Below are 18,313 nucleotides of genomic sequence, written 5' to 3' on the forward strand. Positions count from 1 at the left end.
TTCACTTATCCAGATACTTTATGTCCCAGCCTCTCTTTATTATGGTGCAACTTGAACGGGTAAATATAAACTTTCTCGTTATTTTATTTTGTATCATTAATTATTAATTGACGTAATGATTGACGTTTGATAACTTCACGTGCTTTTCCATCTTTTAAGAAGAAAACAGGTGGTTTTTGCATTTGATTATAATTAGATGCCATAGAGTAATGGTATGCGCCAGTAGATAAAATGGCTAAATAATCTCCACGTTTTACAGAAGAAGGTAACATAGCATCTCGGATAATAATATCTCCAGATTCACATAATTTTCCGGCAATAGTTACCGTTTCGTCTGCCTTCTCATGACGATTTACAAGTAATGCTTGATATTTGGCTCCATATAAAGCAGTTCTAATATGATCACTCATACCACCATCAATAGAAACATATTTATTTACTTCAGGAATGTCTTTAATTGTTCCAACTTCATATAACGTAATACCCGCTTCGCCAACAATTGAACGTCCTGGTTCAATACCAATTTCAGGAACGTCATAGTTTAATTTTTCTGATTCAGATTTAATCGCATCTGTAATTTCAGCAATACCTTCTTCAATTGGGAAGCTTACATCACCTTCGACATATTTAATACCAAAACCGCCACCTAAGTTAAGTAATTCAACTTGGATATGATGCTCGTTAAGCCAATTTAAAACAATTTTAGCTGTTTCAATCATAGCTTCAGTACCCTCAATTTGTGATCCTACATGGAAATGTATTCCTTTTAAATGAAGGTGTTTTGATGATTTGACTTTTTCAACTGCTTGAATTGCAAGACCATGGCGAATTGAAAGACCAAATTTACTATCTTCTTGACCAGTTTGAATAAATTCATGGGTATGCGCCTCTACGCCAGGATTCACACGAATGACAACATTAACTCTATCAGTTGCATAGCGATCGATTAATTCAATTTCTTTTAAAGAATCAATAACAAAGTAGCCAACGCCACTTTCTAAAGCATATTGTATTTCACGTTTCGTTTTATTATTGCCATGGAAGTGGATGCGACTAGGGTCAAATTTAGCCTCTAATGCTGTATAAAGTTCGCCTTTAGATACGACATCTAATTGTAAGTTTTCTTCTTGAACTAACTTTACCATTTGAATGCAAGTAAAGGCTTTAGAAGCATATGAAATATTGTATTTTAATCCACTTTTTTGAAAAGCATTATGAAATCGACGCATTTGATTGCGAATTTCATCTTCATCATAAACAATGGTAGGCGTACCAAAACTTTGAGCTAGTGTTTTTAAACTTGTACCCGCCATTGTTAATTCACCGTAATCATTATATTTAACTGACATTTTATCTAAACTCCTTTATAAGAGAATCGTGATTCATCGCACTAAGTTGTTCTGAATTAGCGCCAACACCTTTGAATGTGTATTCATCAATGCGTATATCATTATTATATAGTATCACTTCATCTTGTGCATGAACATCATCATCGACTTCAACAAACATATGACTCATCATTAATGCTCGAATAGGGTAACGTTTGCCATTAATTAATGCTTCGTGTGTTGCACGTTTTTTTAAAATACCATCACCATAGCCAATATCAACAACTGCAAGATGTGTATGATCATGCGTTGCTTCAAATGCAAAACTATAACCACAATAATCACCTTTATTTACTTCACGAACTTGAATTACATTTCCTTTTACGGTTAAGGCTTGTTCAATCTCATGTTCATCTAATTTGCTATATGGTCTTGAACCATATAAAGCGATACCTACACGTGCATGTGTATGATAGGGAAGAAGTTGTTGTCCTTCACGATAATAACTCGCACTATTTTGCGCATGGATAAGTTCAAATTGGTATCCTTCATTTAATAATGTATTAACTACGTTTAACCATGCTTCACGTTCAATCCCATATTCTGGAACATCAAATTCATCTGCATATCCAAAATGCGTCCATAGGCCAACGATATTCATTTCACTTCCATTATCATTTTCATGATGATGAAGTACTTCTTTAATTTCATCAAGATTTTTGAAACCTGAACGATGGAGTAAATTTTCAAATTCTAAGTGAACATTAATATCTTTTAATTCACTTTTGTACTGATAATAATATTCTAAAGAGGGAAGCGTCATTTGAATATTATTATTTCGAACTGTATCAAAGTCATAAACTGCATTCATTAAAAAAATTGTAGCATGAGGTGCAAGTTTACGAACTCTCACTGCTTCTTTTAAGGAAGTCGTACTAAATGTATGGATACCTGCTTCTAAAAATGTTCTTACTGCAAACTCTAATCCATAATGATAAGCATTATTTTTTACAACTGCCATTATTGATTGATTATTCTTTACTTTAGTTGCATTTCTTAAAAAGATTTTTGAATCAACTGACCAAACTGCTGTCAATTTAATTTACTCCTTTCCATAATGGTTCAATATTTGTTCATAGTAATTGGCAACATCAATAAGCACTTTTTCGTCAAAATTTAAATGCGATGTATGTAAGCCTGTGATAAAGCCTTTATCTTCATTTCGAGTTCCTACAAAAGCAAAGTAAGACGGTGCTAATTGTTGGCCATAAAAACTAAAGTCTTCGCCGAATAAAAATGGCAGAGGCTTTTCAATAACTTTTAAATTAGCAGATAGAATAGATTGTTCAACGATATGACGTAGTTTAGGACTATTCATTGTAGCAGGATATCCTTCTTCAAATTTGACTTCACAATCAACATTGAATAATAATTTCACACTTTTTGCAATTTTATTCATTTGATTTTTCACGATATTTAAATCAGTGGCATCATAAGTACGAATAGTTCCTTCTAAATAACCATTACTAGGAACCGTATTAATTGCTTCACCTGCATTAAAGTGGCCCATATGAACAATATTACGTTTTAGTCCATTTAAATGATATTGCTGTATTTGACCAACTTGATTTAAAACATGAATCAGTGCTTCGCCACATGAATGACCTTGCTCTTTATCAGCTACATGACTAGATAATCCTTTTAAGAAAAAACGATATTCAGTGGCACTTGCTGTAATTTCTTCATCGCGTATCACGACTTGTCCTTCGTCAGCGAAAGGATTTACATGAATGCCAAATACTGCTTCAATAGGATATTGATTAAAAGCACCGGCTTTAATTAAGCGATTTGCGCCACCGCCTGTTTCTTCAGCTGGTTGGAAGATAAACACGACATTATGAGGTAATTGATGTTGATCAGCCATCGCCTTACATCGTTTAACAAATAACATCAATGCTGTTGTATGACCATCGTGACCACAAGCATGCATCACATTATCTGTTTGACTACGATAATCGACATTATTTTCTTCAAAAATGGGTAGGGCATCAATGTCTGCCCGAAATGCAATTGTATGGTCACTATTACCTTCTAAATATGCAATAGCACCCGTTTCAAGAGGTTGCTCGTAAGATACATTTAATTCATCTAAAAATCGAGTAATATATTGAGTTGTCTCAAATTCATGAAGACTTAATTCTGGATGTTGATGTAAATGTCTTCTATGTTGTGTGACAAATTCTAATTCGCTCATCTTAATCAATCCTTTATTCATTTATTATTCAACTTATGTATTCATTTAATCGTAAAGGCTGAGAACATGTTGTCCCAGCCTTTAGCATTCAATTATTCAAGTTTGTCATTAATCATTTAATTTTCTTAACGCTGCAACGATTTCTCGTTTAGAGTCTTGAACTTCAGATGTTTGTTTAATGACTTTAGCAGGTGTACCAGCTACAACCGCACCAGCAGGAACATCTTGAGTCACGATAGCACCAGCAGCTACAATAGCGCCTTCGCCAACTCTTACACCTTCTAGAATAACTGCGTTTGCGCCAATTAATACATTATCTTCGATTACTACTGGAGAAGCACTAGGTGGCTCAATAACGCCCGCTAATACTGCACCGGCACCTACATGAACATTTTTACCTGTTGTCGCACGACCACCTAATGTTGCATTCATATCAATCATAGTACCTTCACCTACAACAGCGCCAATATTGATTGTTGCTCCCATCATCACAACGGCACCGTCTTCGATAATAGCTTGTTCACGAATGAATGAACCTGGTTCAATACGTGCATTTGTATTAGTTAAGTCTTTTAAAGGAATAGCAGAATTACGACGGTCCATTTCAATTTCTAAGTCAGTAATATATGATTGATTGGTTTCATAAAATGTTTTCCAATCATCCGCTTCACAAAATATTACTTTTGAATCATCAGATCCGAATACTTTAAATGTATTAGGAAAAGTGACGTCATTGAATTGTCCATTTACGTATACTTTTAATGGTGTTGATTTTTTAGCATCACTAATATATTGAATAATTTCTTGTGCAGATAAGTGTTGTACCATAGTTTAGAGTCTCCTTAAGTTATTTTATAAGTTGTCAAATGTATAGAAACCATTTGATTTTGTGTTTAATTTTTCAGCAGCTGTAATTGCGCCATTTGCAAAAATGTCCTTAGATTGCGCTTTATGAGAAATGGTAATTGTTTCATCTGTGCCAGCAAATAAAACATCATGTTCGCCTACAATTGTACCGCCACGAACTGAATGAATACCGACTTCATCTTTTTCACGTTTTTCAGTTCGCTCATGTCGATCGTAAACAGGCGTTACATTTTCACGTAATTCTTTAATAACATCATAAAGTTTGACGAGTGTGCCACTTGGCGCATCCACTTTTTTATTATGATGAGCTTCAGTTAACTCAATATCATAATCTTGTAAAAGGGGAACAGCTGCTTCTAGAATTTTAGTTAATGCATGGACGCCATAACTCATATTTGCACTGAAGAAAACAGGCATACGTTCGCTTAATTGTTCTAATTTTTGAATCAGTTTTTCTTTTTCACCAGTAGTAGCAATCACTAAAGGTAATTCAAACTCTTCATCTAATAAAGGTAATAATAGATTAGGATTAGAGAAGTCGATCGCTACATCGGCTTCATTTTGTGCGTCTGCAATATGATGATAAGCTTTATATGGTGAATGTTGATGTTCTTCTGGCTCAATTGTACCAACAATCTCATGACCTTTTTCTTCTGCTAATCTGGCAACGCGTTGATTCATTGTGCCATATCCAATGAGTAAAATTTTCATTTTTATTCCTCCGTTTTAAATGCTTTATAAGCATTCACTAATACATTTGCTTTTTCTTTCTCTAGTGGTAATAAAGGTAATCTTAATTCATAATTTCCAAATCCTAAATGACTTGTTAGAGCTTTAATTGGAATAGGGTTGACATCAACTGAAAGTGCATCTAACAATTGACCTATCGGTTCAAAGTCTTTCTCAATTTCTTTCCCATTTTGTTTAGCATCATAAAGTGCTTGAAATTCTTTCGGAATAACGTTAGCAATGACAGAAATTACGCCATTACCTCCACGATTATAGAATTCTACGACATTATCATCATTACCACTGTAAAAAGCAAATTCATCTTGATGAATACGTTTTTTCACTTCTTCGTAATAGTTAAAGTCATTTGTAGCATCTTTAATAGCTACAATGTAATCATTATGACTTAATGTTTCGACTGTTTCAGGATCAATTGTCATATTCGTTCTTGAAGGTACATTATATAAAACAACAGGTAACTTAACTTCATTCGCGATGGTTTCAAAATGTTTAATTAAGCCACGTTGATTCGTTTTATTATAGTAAGGTGTGATTAACATAATACCATCTACACCTAATTCTTTAGCACGTAATGAAGCTTGAATAGATTTAGCTGTATTATTTGTACCAGTTCCAGCGATAATAGCCACTTGATGATTAACTTGTTTAATCACCGCTTGAAGTACTGTTTCTTTCTCTTCTTCTGTTAAAGTAGGGCTCTCTGCTGTAGTGCCGTTTACAATAATTGCTTTAACATTATTATCAAGTAAAAATTGAACATGTCGTTCTAATGCTTTATAGTCAACTTCATTATTAGTAAATGGAGTAGCAAGCGCTACACCTACACCTTCAAAAATATGTGCCATATTATCTAGCTCCTTTTAATTTAATGACTTGTTCTAACACTTGAACTGCATTTAAAGCTGCACCTTTAAGTAGGTTATCTGAAGTACACCAAACATGGAAAGTATTATCAAGTGAGTCATCACGACGAATTCTACCTACAAACACTTCATCTTTACCTGTTGAATTAATAGCTAAAGGATATTCATTATTTTCAGGATTGTCTACTAAAACAACACGATTATCGTTTTCAAATAAATCTTTAATTTCTTGAACTGTTGCCTCTTTATCAAGAGTAACATCAATTTCTACGCTATGACTATCTTGAACAGGTACACGTGCACATGTTGCAGTCACACGTAAGTCAGGTTGTCCTAAAATTTTTCGTGTTTCATCAATCATTTTTTGCTCTTCTTTTGTATATCCATCTTCTAAAAAAACATCAATATGTGGTAAAACATTATTATAAATAGGATGTGGATAAGCTTCTGGAGCTTTACCATTCGCACCTTCAGCTAAGTCTCTCTTACCTTTAACCCCTGAACCCGAAACTGCTTGATATGTTGTATAAGCTACACGTTTTAATCCAAAAGCATCGTATAAAACTTTAAGTGGCACGACCGACTGAATTGTTGAGCAGTTAGGATTAGCAATGATACCACGTTTAAATTCTGGTTGGTTAACTTCTGGTACAATTAAATCCACATCGTTTGTCATACGCCATTGACTTGAATTATCAATAACAATTGCTCCAGCTTTTTCGAAAATAGGGGCAAATTGTTTACTTGTTCCGCCACCTGCACTCATTAGCACGTAATCAAATTTTTCACTTGCTGCTTCTTCTGTAAGTTCTTGAACTGTATATGTTTTCCCTTGAAACTCAATTTCTTTACCTGCTGATCTTGCTGATGAGAATAATACCAACTCATCAAATTGGATATGTTTACGATCAATTGTTTCTAACATTTTTGTTCCGACTAATCCTGTTGCTCCAACTACTGCTAATCTTGTCATAAAAGAATCACTCCATTTAAATATTAATTGAATTTTGAATTACTTATTTTAACTTAAGTTTAAATATCAAAAGCATCGTATAGAACTTCAACCGCTTTATTTCCATTTTCTGCATCAATAACATAAGAAATACTAATTTCAGAAGTTGTTGTTTGATAAAATGGAATATTAGAATTAATTAACGTAATAAATGCTTTTGAAGCTACACCAGACATATCACGCATTCCTGAACCAATTAACGAAATTTTGACGTAAGCTTCATTAATTTTATAATCTAAAGCATCAAATGTTGTAGAAAGTTCCTCTAAGATACTTGAAATTTGTTGTACATCACTATCTTTAATAGAAAAAGATAGTTGTAAACCTTCAACATTTACGATTTGAGAAATCATATCCACATTAACTGAACCTTCATCTAAAGCAGTAAATAATTGAGTTAGAAGGCGATTATCTGGAAGAGGGTAACTAATTGTTACATGCATCATATGTATATCTAATGCAACTCCAGTTACGGCTTTTTTTTCTAATATTTCTGTTCTTGGCATAATCCATGTTCCTTTCACATTTGATAACGTTCTACCTAAATACAAGGGGATATCATAATTTTTAGCAAGTTCTACACTTCTTGTTTCTAACACACCAGCACCTAAAGCACTCATTTCCATCATTTCTTCATAAGACACATAATCTAAACGTTTTGCCTCACTCAAAATTCTTGGATCAGTAGCATAAACGCCATCAACATCAGTGTAAATTTCACAAGGGATTTGATTACTAGCTGCTAATGCAACAGCAGTCGTATCTGAACCACCACGACCAAGTGTAGTTAACTCTAATTCGTCGTTCACTCCTTGGAAACCTGCTACAACTAAAACATCCTTGTCTTTAAATTCCTTATTAAATGTTTCAGGATTAATTTCTGCAATTCGACTTTTTAAATGATGACCTACTGTTTTGATACCTGCTTGATATCCAGTCATAGCTCTAGCACTTACGCCAATATCATTTAATACCATCGACAAATAAGAAACTGTTTGTTGTTCACCAGTTGTTAATAATAGAGCAAGTTCTTCATCTTTTGGAGTTGTTGTAAGATGAGAAACATTTTCCATTAATTGATCTGTTGTTTTGCCCATAGCACTTACGACAACAATAAGTTGTTCACCGTCATCTACACGGCGTTTAAGCATTTCTGCAATATTTTTTATCTTTGTAAAATCGGCGACAGATGAACCACCGAACTTCAAAACACGTCGTTTCAAGATTTTACCTCCTAGAATTTAGGGGCACACGTCATAAAAAAGAGCAAGTTCGGAATGTGCGAACTTGCTCGTAATTTATATACAAGTGATGCACTCCATTATTAAATAATAATGACAAACTCTCAGCTCTTAACCACAAAGTCCAACGAACGCTTACTGCGGTTGCAATTCGTTTCGGCATCGCACCCTTTCTATATTAGCCGTGGCAGACAGTGTTCTAATATATACTAATGATTGATGCGCCTCATCAATTTCTTATTCAATTACTATGTTTTTAATTATACATAAGCACCTTTTAACTGTAAACCGATTATTGTGATTTTTTGAAATAAACTGAAAATTATTGAAGTAATATTACTGTTAAAGAAAAGAGATAGTAATAATAAGTAATTTGTATAAATAATAACAATAATTCGAAAATAATAGTATTTTATAAAAAAAACTGTCGCTAAAGTTCGTTATTTAGCGACAGTGTTATGCATAGTTTAAATTTTAAAAATAGAAGATGCTTTATTAAAATCCTATTATTTTAATTTTGTAACACACCAATTTCTTTTAGATATTCTTCATATGGCAATTCTTTAGATAAACTACCTGGTTGGTTTAAATCAATCACGCGATTAGCGATTGTGTTAATAAATTCAAAGTCATATGAAGTAAAGATAATTGATCCTTTGAATGAAGCTAATCCATCGTTAACAGCTGTAATGCTTTCTAAATCAAGATGGTTCGTTGGCTCATCAAGTAGTAAAACATTGGCACTTGAAAGCATCATTTTACTTAACATACAACGTACTTTCTCTCCACCTGATAATACACTTGCTTTTTTCTTAACTTCTTCACCGCTAAATAGCATACGTCCTAAGAAACCGCGTAAAAATGTTTCAGTTTGTTCATCTTCAGGAGCATATTGACGTAACCATTCAACTAAATTCATATCTACGCCTTCGAAGAAATCAGAATTATCTTTAGGGAAATAGCTTAATGAAGTTGTCACTCCCCATTTAAATGAACCTTCATCTGGTTCCATTTCACCAGCAAGTATTTTTAATAGGGTAGTTTTAGCAATTTCACTATCGCCAATTAAAATAGCTTTATCATTTGGATTCATAGTGAATGAAATATTATCTAAAACTTTTTCACCCTCAATTGTTTTTGAGATACCATCAACTACTAATAAATCATTACCAATTTCTCTTTCTGGGGTGAATTTCACATAAGGATAACGTCTTGAAGATGGTTGAATATCATCAAGTTCAATTTTTTCTAATTGCTTCTTACGACTTGTTGCTTGTTTTGATTTTGACGCATTCGCAGAGAAACGAGCAATGAAGTCTTGTAATTCTTTGATTTTTTCTTCTTTTTTCTTGTTTTGTTCTTGAGCCATTTTTTGAGCAAGTTGACTTGATTGATACCAAAAATCATAGTTACCAACATAGACTTTGATTTTACCAAAATCTAAATCTGCAATATGTGTACATACATTATTTAAGAAATGACGATCATGAGATACTACAATGACAGTATTTTCAAAGTTAATTAAGAAATCTTCTAACCAACTAATGGCAGGAATATCAAGACCATTGGTAGGCTCATCGAGTAATAAAACATCTGGATCTCCAAATAAACTTTGTGCCAATAATACTTTTACTTTTTGATTATTTTCTAACTCTGACATTTGCTTATCATGTAAATCTGGGGTAATACCAAGTCCTGATAGTAGGGAAGCTGCATCTGCTTCGGCATTCCATCCATTCATTTCAGCAAATTCACCTTCTAATTCAGCTGCACGAATGCCATCTTCATCACTGAAGTCAGGTTTCATATAAATTTCGTCTTTTTCTTTCATCACTTCAAATAGACGTTCATGTCCTTTTATAACTACATCTAATACACGTTCATCTTCATAAGCAAAGTGATCTTGTTTTAATACTGCTAAACGTTCATCTTTTCCAAGAGAAACATGACCCGTTTGTGAATCAATTTCTCCAGATAAGATTTTTAAGAAAGTAGATTTACCTGCACCATTCGCACCGATAAGTCCATAACAATTACCTTCAGTAAATTTAATATTTACATCTTCAAATAGTTTACGATCACCAAAACGTAAACTTACATCCGTAACTTGTAACATTCATTTACTCCTTTATTCATCGTTTATCTAACGCAAAAAATTATATCATATAATGTTCCTATATTCGACCTTATATCATTTATGCCAATGATACTTTATAAAACTCATGTTATAATACTTAGAAATAAACTGCTTAAAGGAGACAACTATGGCATTAGACAAAGATATCGTTGGTTCAATTGAATTTCTAGAAGTTCTTGGATTGGAAGGCTCTACTTATTTATTAAAAGGTCCAAATGGTGAACAAGTGAAGTTAAATCAGTCAGAAATCAATGAGGAAGATGAATTCGAAATTGGAGAAGAATACAGTTTCTTCATTTATCCAAACCGTTCAGGTGAATTATTTGCTACTCAAAATATGCCTGACATTACAAAAGATAAATATGATTTTGCAAAAGTATTAAAAACAGATAGAGATGGTGCAAGAGTAGATGTTGGTTTACCAAGAGAGGTGCTTATTCCATGGGAAGATTTACCTAAAGTTAAATCGTTATGGCCTCAATCAGGAGATTATGTATTAGTCACATTAAGAATCGATAGAAATCATCAAATGTTCGCACGTTTAGCTAGTGAAACAATTGTGGAAAAAATGTTTACACCTGTATCTAATGATGATATGCAAAATCAAGTATTAAAAGCAAGACCATATCGTTTATTACGTATCGGGACTTTTTTATTAACTGAGGATGGTTACAAAGTGTTTGTACATGAGTCTGAACGTAAACATGAGCCAAGATTAGGCGAAGCTGTAGAAGTACGTATTATCGGACATAATGAAAAAGGTGAATTGAACGGTTCATTCTTACCCCTCGCACATGAACGTTTAGATGAGGATGGTCAAGTTATCTTTGATTTGTTAGTAGAGTATGATGGAGAACTTCCATTTTGGGATAAATCAAGTCCGGAAGCAATTAAAGAAGTATTTAACATGAGTAAAGGTTCATTTAAACGTGCAATTGGTCATTTATATAAAAGAAAAATTATAAATATTGAAACTGGAAAAATCACATTAACTAAAAAAGGTAAAAGTCTTATTCAAGAATAATGAGTTCATGAAAATCGAGTTTCTTCCATATTATATAGATAGTTCAAAACCATTGAAAGGTAACACTCTCGATGGTTTTTTTTTATGGGTTTTATTTATATAAAACATAAGTTTTTTGATAAATTAACAAAATATTTACAATTACTCTATTTTACATTAACAAAAGGTATGTAATATAAGCATTGTAAGAAATACATATAACATTTTGGGTTATCTATAATTAGGAGGATGTTTTAATGAAGAAATGGCAATTAGTTGGTACAACTGTTTTAGGTGCTACTGTTCTTTTAGGCGCATGTGGCGGTGGAAATAGTGGCGGCAGTGGTTCAGGAGATGGAAAAGACCTTAAAGGTTCTGCAAAAGGTGAAGGTTCATCTACTGTTGCTCCAATCGTTGAAAAATTAAATGAAAAATGGTCTAAAGATCATCCAAGCGCAACTATTTCATCTGGTCAAGCAGGTACTGGTGCTGGTTTTGAAAAATTCATCGCTGGTGAAACTGACTTCTCACAAGCTTCTAGACCTATCAAAGATGAAGAAAAACAAAAATTAGAAGACAAAAACATTAAATATAAAGAATTTAAAATTGCACAAGATGGTGTAACTGTTGCTGTTAATAAAGATAATGACTTTGTAAAAGAATTATCTAAAGATCAATTGAAAAAAATCTACAGTGGCGAAGCTAAAACTTGGAAAGATGTAGATTCTAGCTGGCCTAACAAAGAAATCAAAGCTTTCTCTCCAAACTCAAGTCATGGTACTTATGACTTCTGGGAAGAAGAAGTTATGGATAAACAAGATATCAAAGCTCAAAAAAATGGAGATACTAACGTTATCGTTCAATCAGTTGAGAAAAACAAAGAAAGTATTGGTTACTTCGGTTATAACTTCTATAAACAAAATAAAGATAAATTAAAAGAAGTTAAAATTAAAGGTGACGATGGTAAATCTGTAGAACCTACTAAAAAGACTATCCAAGATGGTTCTTATCCTTTAAGTAGACCATTATTCTTATATGTTAAAGAAAAATCATTAGAAGATAATGATGTTATGAGAGAATTCTTGAAATTCACTTTAGATGACAAAGGTAAATCAGCTGAAGATGCTGGATACGTTGCTTCACCAAGCAAAGTTTATAAAGATGAAATTAAAGAATTAGATAAATACAAAAAAGATTCTGACAAATAATAATCATTATTAATATAAAGGGCTGGGAATTAACAACTCATGTAACATTCATTTACATGAGTTGTTCAGGATATATACATGGGTGATTGTTAAAGTGTTTTAAATTAATTTGAACTCATTCGTTACCTGATAATTTCCTGCTCTTTTTTTAAAATCTATTGGGAGAAATAAAAAGAGAGGGTTATATATGGCTTCTAACACTAATGTTAGAGAGATGATAGCTAAAAATAACGCTAAAAAAGGTGGATTTTCTGATAAAATCGTGCCAATTATTTTAGGAATTATTGCTGCCATCTCTATTTTAACAACTATCGGTATATTATTTACATTAATCACTGAAACAATCACATTCTTTACACGTGTTTCAATTACTGAGTTTCTTTTTACTAAAGATTGGAATCCTACAAGTTCTGACCCTAAATATGGTATTTGGGCATTAATTCTTGGTACTTTAAAAATTACTTTCATTGGTACTTTAGTAGCTGTTCCTATCGGATTAGGCGCTGCAATCTACTTAAGTGAATATGCAAGCGATAAAGCAAGACGTATTATTAAACCTATTCTTGAAATCTTAGCTGGCATTCCAACTATCGTATTCGGTTTCTTTGCTTTAACTTTTGTAACACCTTTATTAAGAACATTTATACCTCAACTCGATAGTTTTAACTCTATCAGTCCTGGTATCGTGGTTGGAATAATGATTGTTCCAATTATTACAAGTATGAGTGAAGATGCAATGGCTTCTGTACCTAATAAAATGCGTGAAGGTGCTTTTGGTTTAGGTTCAACTAAATTTGAAGTTGCAACTAAAGTCGTATTACCAGCTGCCGCTTCTGGTGTAATTGCTTCAATTGTACTTGGTATTTCTCGTGCTATTGGTGAAACAATGATCGTATCATTAGCTGCAGGTAGTTCACCGACATCATCTTTAACATTAACAAGTTCTATTCAAACAATGACAGGTTATATTGTTGAAATTGCTACAGGTGATGCGACATTCGGTTCAGATATTTACTATAGTATTTATGCAGTTGGCTTCACATTATTCATTTTCACATTAATTATGAACTTAATTTCATACTGGATTTCTAAGCGTTATAGAGAGGAGTATTAATATGACAGCAACGACTGATCCAAGAACTAAAGGTTTAGTTGACAAAAGTAAAGTCGAAAAAAACCTATCTAGTCGCGATAAAAAAAATAGTCTTAATAAATGGCTATTCTTTGCATGTATTGTATTTGCTTTAATCGTTCTTGCCGCATTACTGATTCAAACACTTGTAAAAGGTGTAGGACATTTAACACCTGAATTCTTTACAAGTTTCTCATCTTCAACACCATCACAAGCTGGGATTAAAGGCGCATTAGCTGGTACATTATGGTTAATGATTACTATCATCCCAATCTCTATTATCTTAGGTGTTGGTACAGCAATTTATCTTGAAGAATACGCACGCGATAATATGTTTACAAGTTTCGTTAAAATTTGTATTTCTAACTTAGCTGGTGTGCCTTCAATTGTATTTGGTTTATTAGGATTAACATTATTTGTACGTGGCGCTGGTATTGAATCATTATCTTTAGGAAATACTGTTATCGCTGCTGCTTTAACAATGTCATTACTTATCTTACCGATTATTATCGTTTCAAGCCAGGAAGCGATTCGTGCCGTACCTAATTCTGTAAGAGAAGCATCTTATGGTCTAGGTGGAAATAAATGGCAAACAATTAGAAAAGTGGTTTTACCCGCTGCTTTACCTGGTATTTTAACGGGATTTATTTTATCACTTTCACGTGCATTAGGTGAAACAGCACCATTAATCTTAATCGGTATTCCAACTATTTTCTTAGCAGTACCATCTGGTTTATTCTCAATGTTTACTGCTTTACCAACTCAAATTTATACTTGGGCTAAAATGCCACAAGCTGAATTCCAAAACGTGGCTTCAGCAGGTATTATCGTATTACTTGTTATCTTATTATTAATGAACGGTTTAGCAATTTTCTTACGTAATAAATTTTCTAGAAAATATTAAGCATTTTATTATTAAAGTTATTTGGGATAGAGAGAAAGATTTCTGCTTTCTCTCTTAAAATAAAAGGAGTTTTATATATGGCAAAAATCAACGTAGATGAAAAGAAAAAGAACATTGAACAACATACAAATGATGTTGTTGATCAACACTCAAATCACACTCATCCAACAAACGACAATCAGTCTCAAAAGACAACAATTGTAACAACTAATAGCGAAAATAAAAAAAATATTAAACCTGACAGTGAAAGAAAAGTAGTTTATTCAACTCAAAATTTAGATTTATGGTATGGTGAAAATCATGCTTTACAAAACATCAATTTAGATATCTTAGAAAATAATGTCACTGCTATTATCGGTCCTTCTGGTTGTGGTAAATCAACGTATATTAAAACATTAAATCGTATGGTTGAATTAGTACCATCAGTTAAAACTGCTGGTAAAATTTTATACAGAGAACAAAATATTTTTGATAACAACTATTCAAAAGAAAAATTAAGAACGAATGTAGGAATGGTATTCCAACAACCAAATCCATTTCCTAAATCAATTTATGATAATATTACTTATGGTCCAAAAATCCATGGTATTAAAGATAAAAAATTACTTGATGAAATTGTTGAAAAGTCATTACGTGGTGCTGCAATTTGGGATGAATTAAAAGACAGATTACATACAAATGCGTATGGATTATCTGGGGGACAACAACAACGTGTTTGTATTGCTAGATGTTTAGCAATTGAACCAGATGTTATTTTAATGGATGAACCTACATCAGCATTAGATCCTATCTCTACTTTAAGAGTTGAAGAACTGGTTCAAGAATTAAAAGAAAATTATTCTATCATTATGGTTACACACAACATGCAACAAGCTGCACGTGTTTCTGATAAAACAGCATTCTTCCTTAATGGTTATGTAAATGAATATGACGATACTGATAAAATCTTCTCTAATCCTTCAGACAAACAAACAGAAGATTATATTTCTGGTCGTTTTGGTTAATGCTTAATGAAAATTATTAGACAAAAATATGAAGGCCAATTGGACGATTTAATTAAAGAACTTCGTCGTCTTGGTCTTCGTGTTTATTCAAATGTTAACAATGCTATTGAATCATTAAGTGAAGATGATAGAAACTTTGCTAGACACGTCATTGAAAAAGATAAAGAAATTAACAAATTTGATTATGACATTAACGAACAAGTAATCATGTTAATTACGAAACAACAACCAATTGCTACTGATTTAAGAATGATGATGGCAGCTTTAAAAATTTCTACTGATTTTGAAAGAATGGGGGATAATGCTGCAAATATCGCTCATATTCGACTAAGAGTAAAAATTACAGATCATTATGTCTTAACACGTTTAAAAACAATGGGTAAACTTGCATTATTAATGTTAGAAGACTTAAATACTGCTGTTAAAAGTGAAGATTTAACATTGATTAAAGAAATTATCGAACGTGATAAAGATATTGATGATTTATACGTGAATATTGTTAACACAACTTATCTAATTGATAATGATCCATTTGTAGCTGGTCAAGCGCATTTAGCTGCACGTAACTTAGAAAGAGTAGGGGATCATGTAAGAAATATAGCAGAAAGTATTTATTATTACTTTACTGGTGAACATTTTGATAAATATGATCGTTAAACTACTTTATAGTTGATAGTTTTATTCAAACTAAAAAAATCAAAGTAAAGGAGTGAGACACGATTCATTTTGAATCGTGTCTCACTCCTTTATAATATATTAATTATGTTCAATTTCATTTGTAAGTGTTTCTACTTCATCTACTAATTCTGAAATATACGCAATAGTAGATTTAAGTGGGGCATTTGTTGTTATATCAACTCCTGCTACTTTTGCAAGTTCAACTGGATTTTTACTTCCTCCAGCTTTTAACGTTTCTAACCATGCATCGACTGCTTTTTGTCCTTCTTTTTTAATTTTTTGAGAGACCACTGTGCCAATAGTTAATCCAGCTGAATACGTATATGAATATAATCCCATATAATAATGTGGTTGTCTCATCCACGTTAATTCCATTCCATCAGTAAGTTCAACCGCATCACCAAAGAATTGTTCATAAACGTTTCTCATTAACTTATTAAGAACGGGTGCTGTTAAAGATTCACCGTTATCAACTTTTTTGTATACTTCTCTTTGATATGCTGCTTCCAGTAAATGCGTGACCATATTATGATAATATGTGCGAGATATAATTGAGCCAATCACCCATCGTTTAAACCGTGCATCATTACTATTACTAAATAAGTAGTTTGCCATCAGCATTTCATTCATTGTAGAAGGTGCTTCTACAAAATACATAGATGCTTCTGAATCTAATAAATGTTGATGTTTTTGTGACAATGTAAAATGACCAGCGTGACCCAATTCATGCGCTAATACGAAAGTTTCTGCCATTTTACCTGTCCATGAAATAAATACATATGAATGCGTAAAATAAGGGCTAGCACAATACGCACCAGTATCTTTACCTTTATTTTGAGCAAAATCAATCCATTGATGATTATAAGCATTATCAACCATTTTAATATAGTCATCGCCTAAAACACCTAAAGCACCGTGAATATATTGTTTTGAGTCTTCTATTGAAATATCTGGTTCATAACTAGGATCAACTGATATTTTTAAATCTTCAAATCGCATTTTATCTAAGTTATGAATTCTTTGCAGTATTTTAGCATATTTTTGCATCACAGGTGCTAAATCACTCATGATGACATCAATTTGTCTATCATACATTTCACGTGTAACTTCTTGTTCTTGTAGTAAATAATCTATAACAGAATCATAGCCTCTTAAATTAGCCTCAATTTTTTCTTGTTGTACATGTTGATTATATGTTGCAGCTGTTGTGTGTTGATATTTACGCAATGCATTACTAAAAGCTTCGAAACTTTTACGTCTAAACTCTGGATCTGAACTGTCTTCATACTCATTTTCAAAAGTTGCATAATCTAAAGGATACATTTCATGATTATGTTCAAACGATTCAAACGCAATATCAAGCATTTTAGTTGTTCCATAGAGTTCATAAGCACTTTGAAAAGTAGGCGACAAACTGGCAAGCACTTCTTCAACTTCTGAAGATAATTGATAAGGTTTACGTTTTATTAATTTTTCTAGATAATGAGGACTATTGAACTGCTCTTTTAGCTCTTTTAATTTATCATCAGAGAGTATCATTATTTCAGATTCAACAAATGATAATAAACTAGATATCTTACCATAAGATGTTGATAGTTTGGCATTTAATGTTTGCGCTAATTCATTTGTAGTATCAACACTTAATCTAAGTTCAGCATAATTACCTAATCGATCAAATTGTATAAGTAAGTCTTCATATTCTTTAAGTGCATCTAGAATAATTTTAGTTTCTGATAAATTATTTTTATATTTTTGATTAAATTGAGCGGATTTCTCTAATACATCATTTAAAGTATTATAAAATGCTTCATCATTCGTAAATAAATCTTCTAAATTCCATTTTTCATTATCTGGAACATGTTTTCTGAGTGGTAAGCCTGTGTTCATTTTATTCACTCCTAAATAGTTATTCTCATATATATTATACATAAT

16 protein-coding genes and 1 riboswitch are annotated in these 18,313 nt (G+C 32.4%); of the genes, 6 read left to right on the forward strand and 10 right to left on the reverse strand.

Annotation, left to right across the window (positions count from 1 at the left end):
* Positions 1-83: 83 nt before the first annotated feature.
* The 9 genes from lysA to HMPREF2629_RS05075 form a co-directional block, all read right to left on the reverse strand.
* On the reverse strand, positions 84-1,349 hold the full coding sequence (gene lysA / locus HMPREF2629_RS05035; protein ID WP_070813192.1) for a diaminopimelate decarboxylase: 1,266 nt from the start codon (positions 1,347-1,349) through the stop codon (positions 84-86).
* 1 nt (position 1,350) lies between these two features.
* Positions 1,351-2,424 carry an alanine racemase gene (locus tag HMPREF2629_RS05040; RefSeq protein ID WP_017174710.1) on the reverse strand — a complete coding sequence of 358 codons (1,074 nt, stop codon included), beginning with the start codon at positions 2,422-2,424 and terminating at the stop codon, positions 1,351-1,353.
* 6 nt (positions 2,425-2,430) lie between these two features.
* Positions 2,431-3,582 (reverse strand): amidohydrolase, encoded by a 1,152-nt coding sequence (locus HMPREF2629_RS05045; protein WP_019835541.1) that lies wholly within the window; start codon positions 3,580-3,582, stop codon positions 2,431-2,433.
* 108 nt (positions 3,583-3,690) lie between these two features.
* Positions 3,691-4,410 carry a 2,3,4,5-tetrahydropyridine-2,6-dicarboxylate N-acetyltransferase gene (gene dapD / locus HMPREF2629_RS05050; RefSeq protein WP_019835540.1) on the reverse strand — a complete coding sequence of 240 codons (720 nt, stop codon included), beginning with the start codon at positions 4,408-4,410 and terminating at the stop codon, positions 3,691-3,693.
* 24 nt (positions 4,411-4,434) lie between these two features.
* Complete coding sequence (gene dapB, locus HMPREF2629_RS05055; RefSeq protein ID WP_017174707.1) at positions 4,435-5,160, reverse strand: 4-hydroxy-tetrahydrodipicolinate reductase; 726 nt, start codon at positions 5,158-5,160, stop codon at positions 4,435-4,437.
* 2 nt (positions 5,161-5,162) lie between these two features.
* Positions 5,163-6,044 (reverse strand): 4-hydroxy-tetrahydrodipicolinate synthase, encoded by an 882-nt coding sequence (gene dapA, locus HMPREF2629_RS05060; protein WP_048682768.1) that lies wholly within the window; start codon positions 6,042-6,044, stop codon positions 5,163-5,165.
* A gap of 1 nt (position 6,045) precedes the next feature.
* The gene (locus tag HMPREF2629_RS05065; RefSeq protein ID WP_017174705.1) at positions 6,046-7,035 is read right to left on the reverse strand and encodes an aspartate-semialdehyde dehydrogenase; all 990 of its coding nucleotides are present in this window, start codon (positions 7,033-7,035) and stop codon (positions 6,046-6,048) included.
* Between the two features lie 59 nt (positions 7,036-7,094).
* The gene (locus HMPREF2629_RS05070; RefSeq protein WP_176746863.1) at positions 7,095-8,300 is read right to left on the reverse strand and encodes an aspartate kinase; all 1,206 of its coding nucleotides are present in this window, start codon (positions 8,298-8,300) and stop codon (positions 7,095-7,097) included.
* 77 nt (positions 8,301-8,377) lie between these two features.
* A riboswitch (Lysine riboswitch) is annotated at positions 8,378-8,553 on the reverse strand.
* Between the two features lie 273 nt (positions 8,554-8,826).
* A complete protein-coding gene (locus tag HMPREF2629_RS05075) occupies positions 8,827-10,431 on the reverse strand; it encodes an ABC-F family ATP-binding cassette domain-containing protein (protein ID WP_017174704.1) in 1,605 nt (534 codons plus the stop codon).
* Positions 10,432-10,579: 148 nt separating this feature from the next.
* Here HMPREF2629_RS05075 and cvfB point away from each other — a divergent pair, with 148 nt between their 5' ends.
* The 6 genes from cvfB to phoU all read left to right on the forward strand — a co-directional run bounded on the left by cvfB (position 10,580) and on the right by phoU (position 16,360).
* The gene (gene cvfB, locus HMPREF2629_RS05080; protein ID WP_017174703.1) at positions 10,580-11,476 is read left to right on the forward strand and encodes an RNA-binding virulence regulatory protein CvfB; all 897 of its coding nucleotides are present in this window, start codon (positions 10,580-10,582) and stop codon (positions 11,474-11,476) included.
* A 236-nt stretch (positions 11,477-11,712) separates the two neighbouring features.
* Entirely contained in the window at positions 11,713-12,663 is a 951-nt protein-coding gene (locus tag HMPREF2629_RS05085; protein ID WP_017174702.1) for a PstS family phosphate ABC transporter substrate-binding protein, read from the forward strand.
* A gap of 187 nt (positions 12,664-12,850) precedes the next feature.
* Entirely contained in the window at positions 12,851-13,777 is a 927-nt protein-coding gene (gene pstC, locus HMPREF2629_RS05090) for a phosphate ABC transporter permease subunit PstC (protein ID WP_017174701.1), read from the forward strand.
* 1 nt (position 13,778) lies between these two features.
* Positions 13,779-14,699: a phosphate ABC transporter permease PstA gene (pstA, locus tag HMPREF2629_RS05095; RefSeq protein ID WP_017174700.1), complete on the forward strand. Its 921-nt coding sequence runs from the start codon at positions 13,779-13,781 to the stop codon at positions 14,697-14,699.
* A gap of 77 nt (positions 14,700-14,776) precedes the next feature.
* Positions 14,777-15,703: a phosphate ABC transporter ATP-binding protein PstB gene (gene pstB / locus HMPREF2629_RS05100; protein WP_017174699.1), complete on the forward strand. Its 927-nt coding sequence runs from the start codon at positions 14,777-14,779 to the stop codon at positions 15,701-15,703.
* A gap of 6 nt (positions 15,704-15,709) precedes the next feature.
* Complete coding sequence (gene phoU / locus HMPREF2629_RS05105) at positions 15,710-16,360, forward strand: phosphate signaling complex protein PhoU (RefSeq protein WP_017174698.1); 651 nt, start codon at positions 15,710-15,712, stop codon at positions 16,358-16,360.
* Positions 16,361-16,459: 99 nt separating this feature from the next.
* Here phoU and pepF read toward each other — a convergent pair whose 3' ends face one another.
* Complete coding sequence (pepF, locus tag HMPREF2629_RS05110; RefSeq protein ID WP_017174697.1) at positions 16,460-18,268, reverse strand: oligoendopeptidase F; 1,809 nt, start codon at positions 18,266-18,268, stop codon at positions 16,460-16,462.
* Positions 18,269-18,313: the final 45 nt, after the last annotated feature.

Origin of the sequence: Staphylococcus sp. HMSC034C12 (assembly GCF_001835895.1) — a bacterium.
GTDB lineage: Bacteria > Bacillota > Bacilli > Staphylococcales > Staphylococcaceae > Staphylococcus > Staphylococcus hominis.

Bases quoted from the DNA above. Each gene is read 5' to 3' on its own strand.
- lysA (WP_070813192.1), bottom strand. From the start codon at position 1,349: ATGTCAGTTAAATATAATGATTACGGTGAATTAACAATGGCGGGTACA.
- HMPREF2629_RS05045 (WP_019835541.1), bottom strand. From the start codon at position 3,582: ATGAGCGAATTAGAATTTGTCACACAACATAGAAGACATTTACATCAA.
- dapD (WP_019835540.1), bottom strand. From the start codon at position 4,410: ATGGTACAACACTTATCTGCACAAGAAATTATTCAATATATTAGTGAT.
- dapB (WP_017174707.1), bottom strand. From the start codon at position 5,160: ATGAAAATTTTACTCATTGGATATGGCACAATGAATCAACGCGTTGCC.
- dapA (WP_048682768.1), bottom strand. From the start codon at position 6,044: ATGGCACATATTTTTGAAGGTGTAGGTGTAGCGCTTGCTACTCCATTT.
- HMPREF2629_RS05065 (WP_017174705.1), bottom strand. From the start codon at position 7,035: ATGACAAGATTAGCAGTAGTTGGAGCAACAGGATTAGTCGGAACAAAA.
- HMPREF2629_RS05075 (WP_017174704.1), bottom strand. From the start codon at position 10,431: ATGTTACAAGTTACGGATGTAAGTTTACGTTTTGGTGATCGTAAACTA.
- cvfB (WP_017174703.1), top strand. From the start codon at position 10,580: ATGGCATTAGACAAAGATATCGTTGGTTCAATTGAATTTCTAGAAGTT.
- HMPREF2629_RS05085 (WP_017174702.1), top strand. From the start codon at position 11,713: ATGAAGAAATGGCAATTAGTTGGTACAACTGTTTTAGGTGCTACTGTT.
- pstC (WP_017174701.1), top strand. From the start codon at position 12,851: ATGGCTTCTAACACTAATGTTAGAGAGATGATAGCTAAAAATAACGCT.
- pstA (WP_017174700.1), top strand. From the start codon at position 13,779: ATGACAGCAACGACTGATCCAAGAACTAAAGGTTTAGTTGACAAAAGT.
- pstB (WP_017174699.1), top strand. From the start codon at position 14,777: ATGGCAAAAATCAACGTAGATGAAAAGAAAAAGAACATTGAACAACAT.
- phoU (WP_017174698.1), top strand. From the start codon at position 15,710: ATGAAAATTATTAGACAAAAATATGAAGGCCAATTGGACGATTTAATT.
- pepF (WP_017174697.1), bottom strand. From the start codon at position 18,268: ATGAACACAGGCTTACCACTCAGAAAACATGTTCCAGATAATGAAAAA.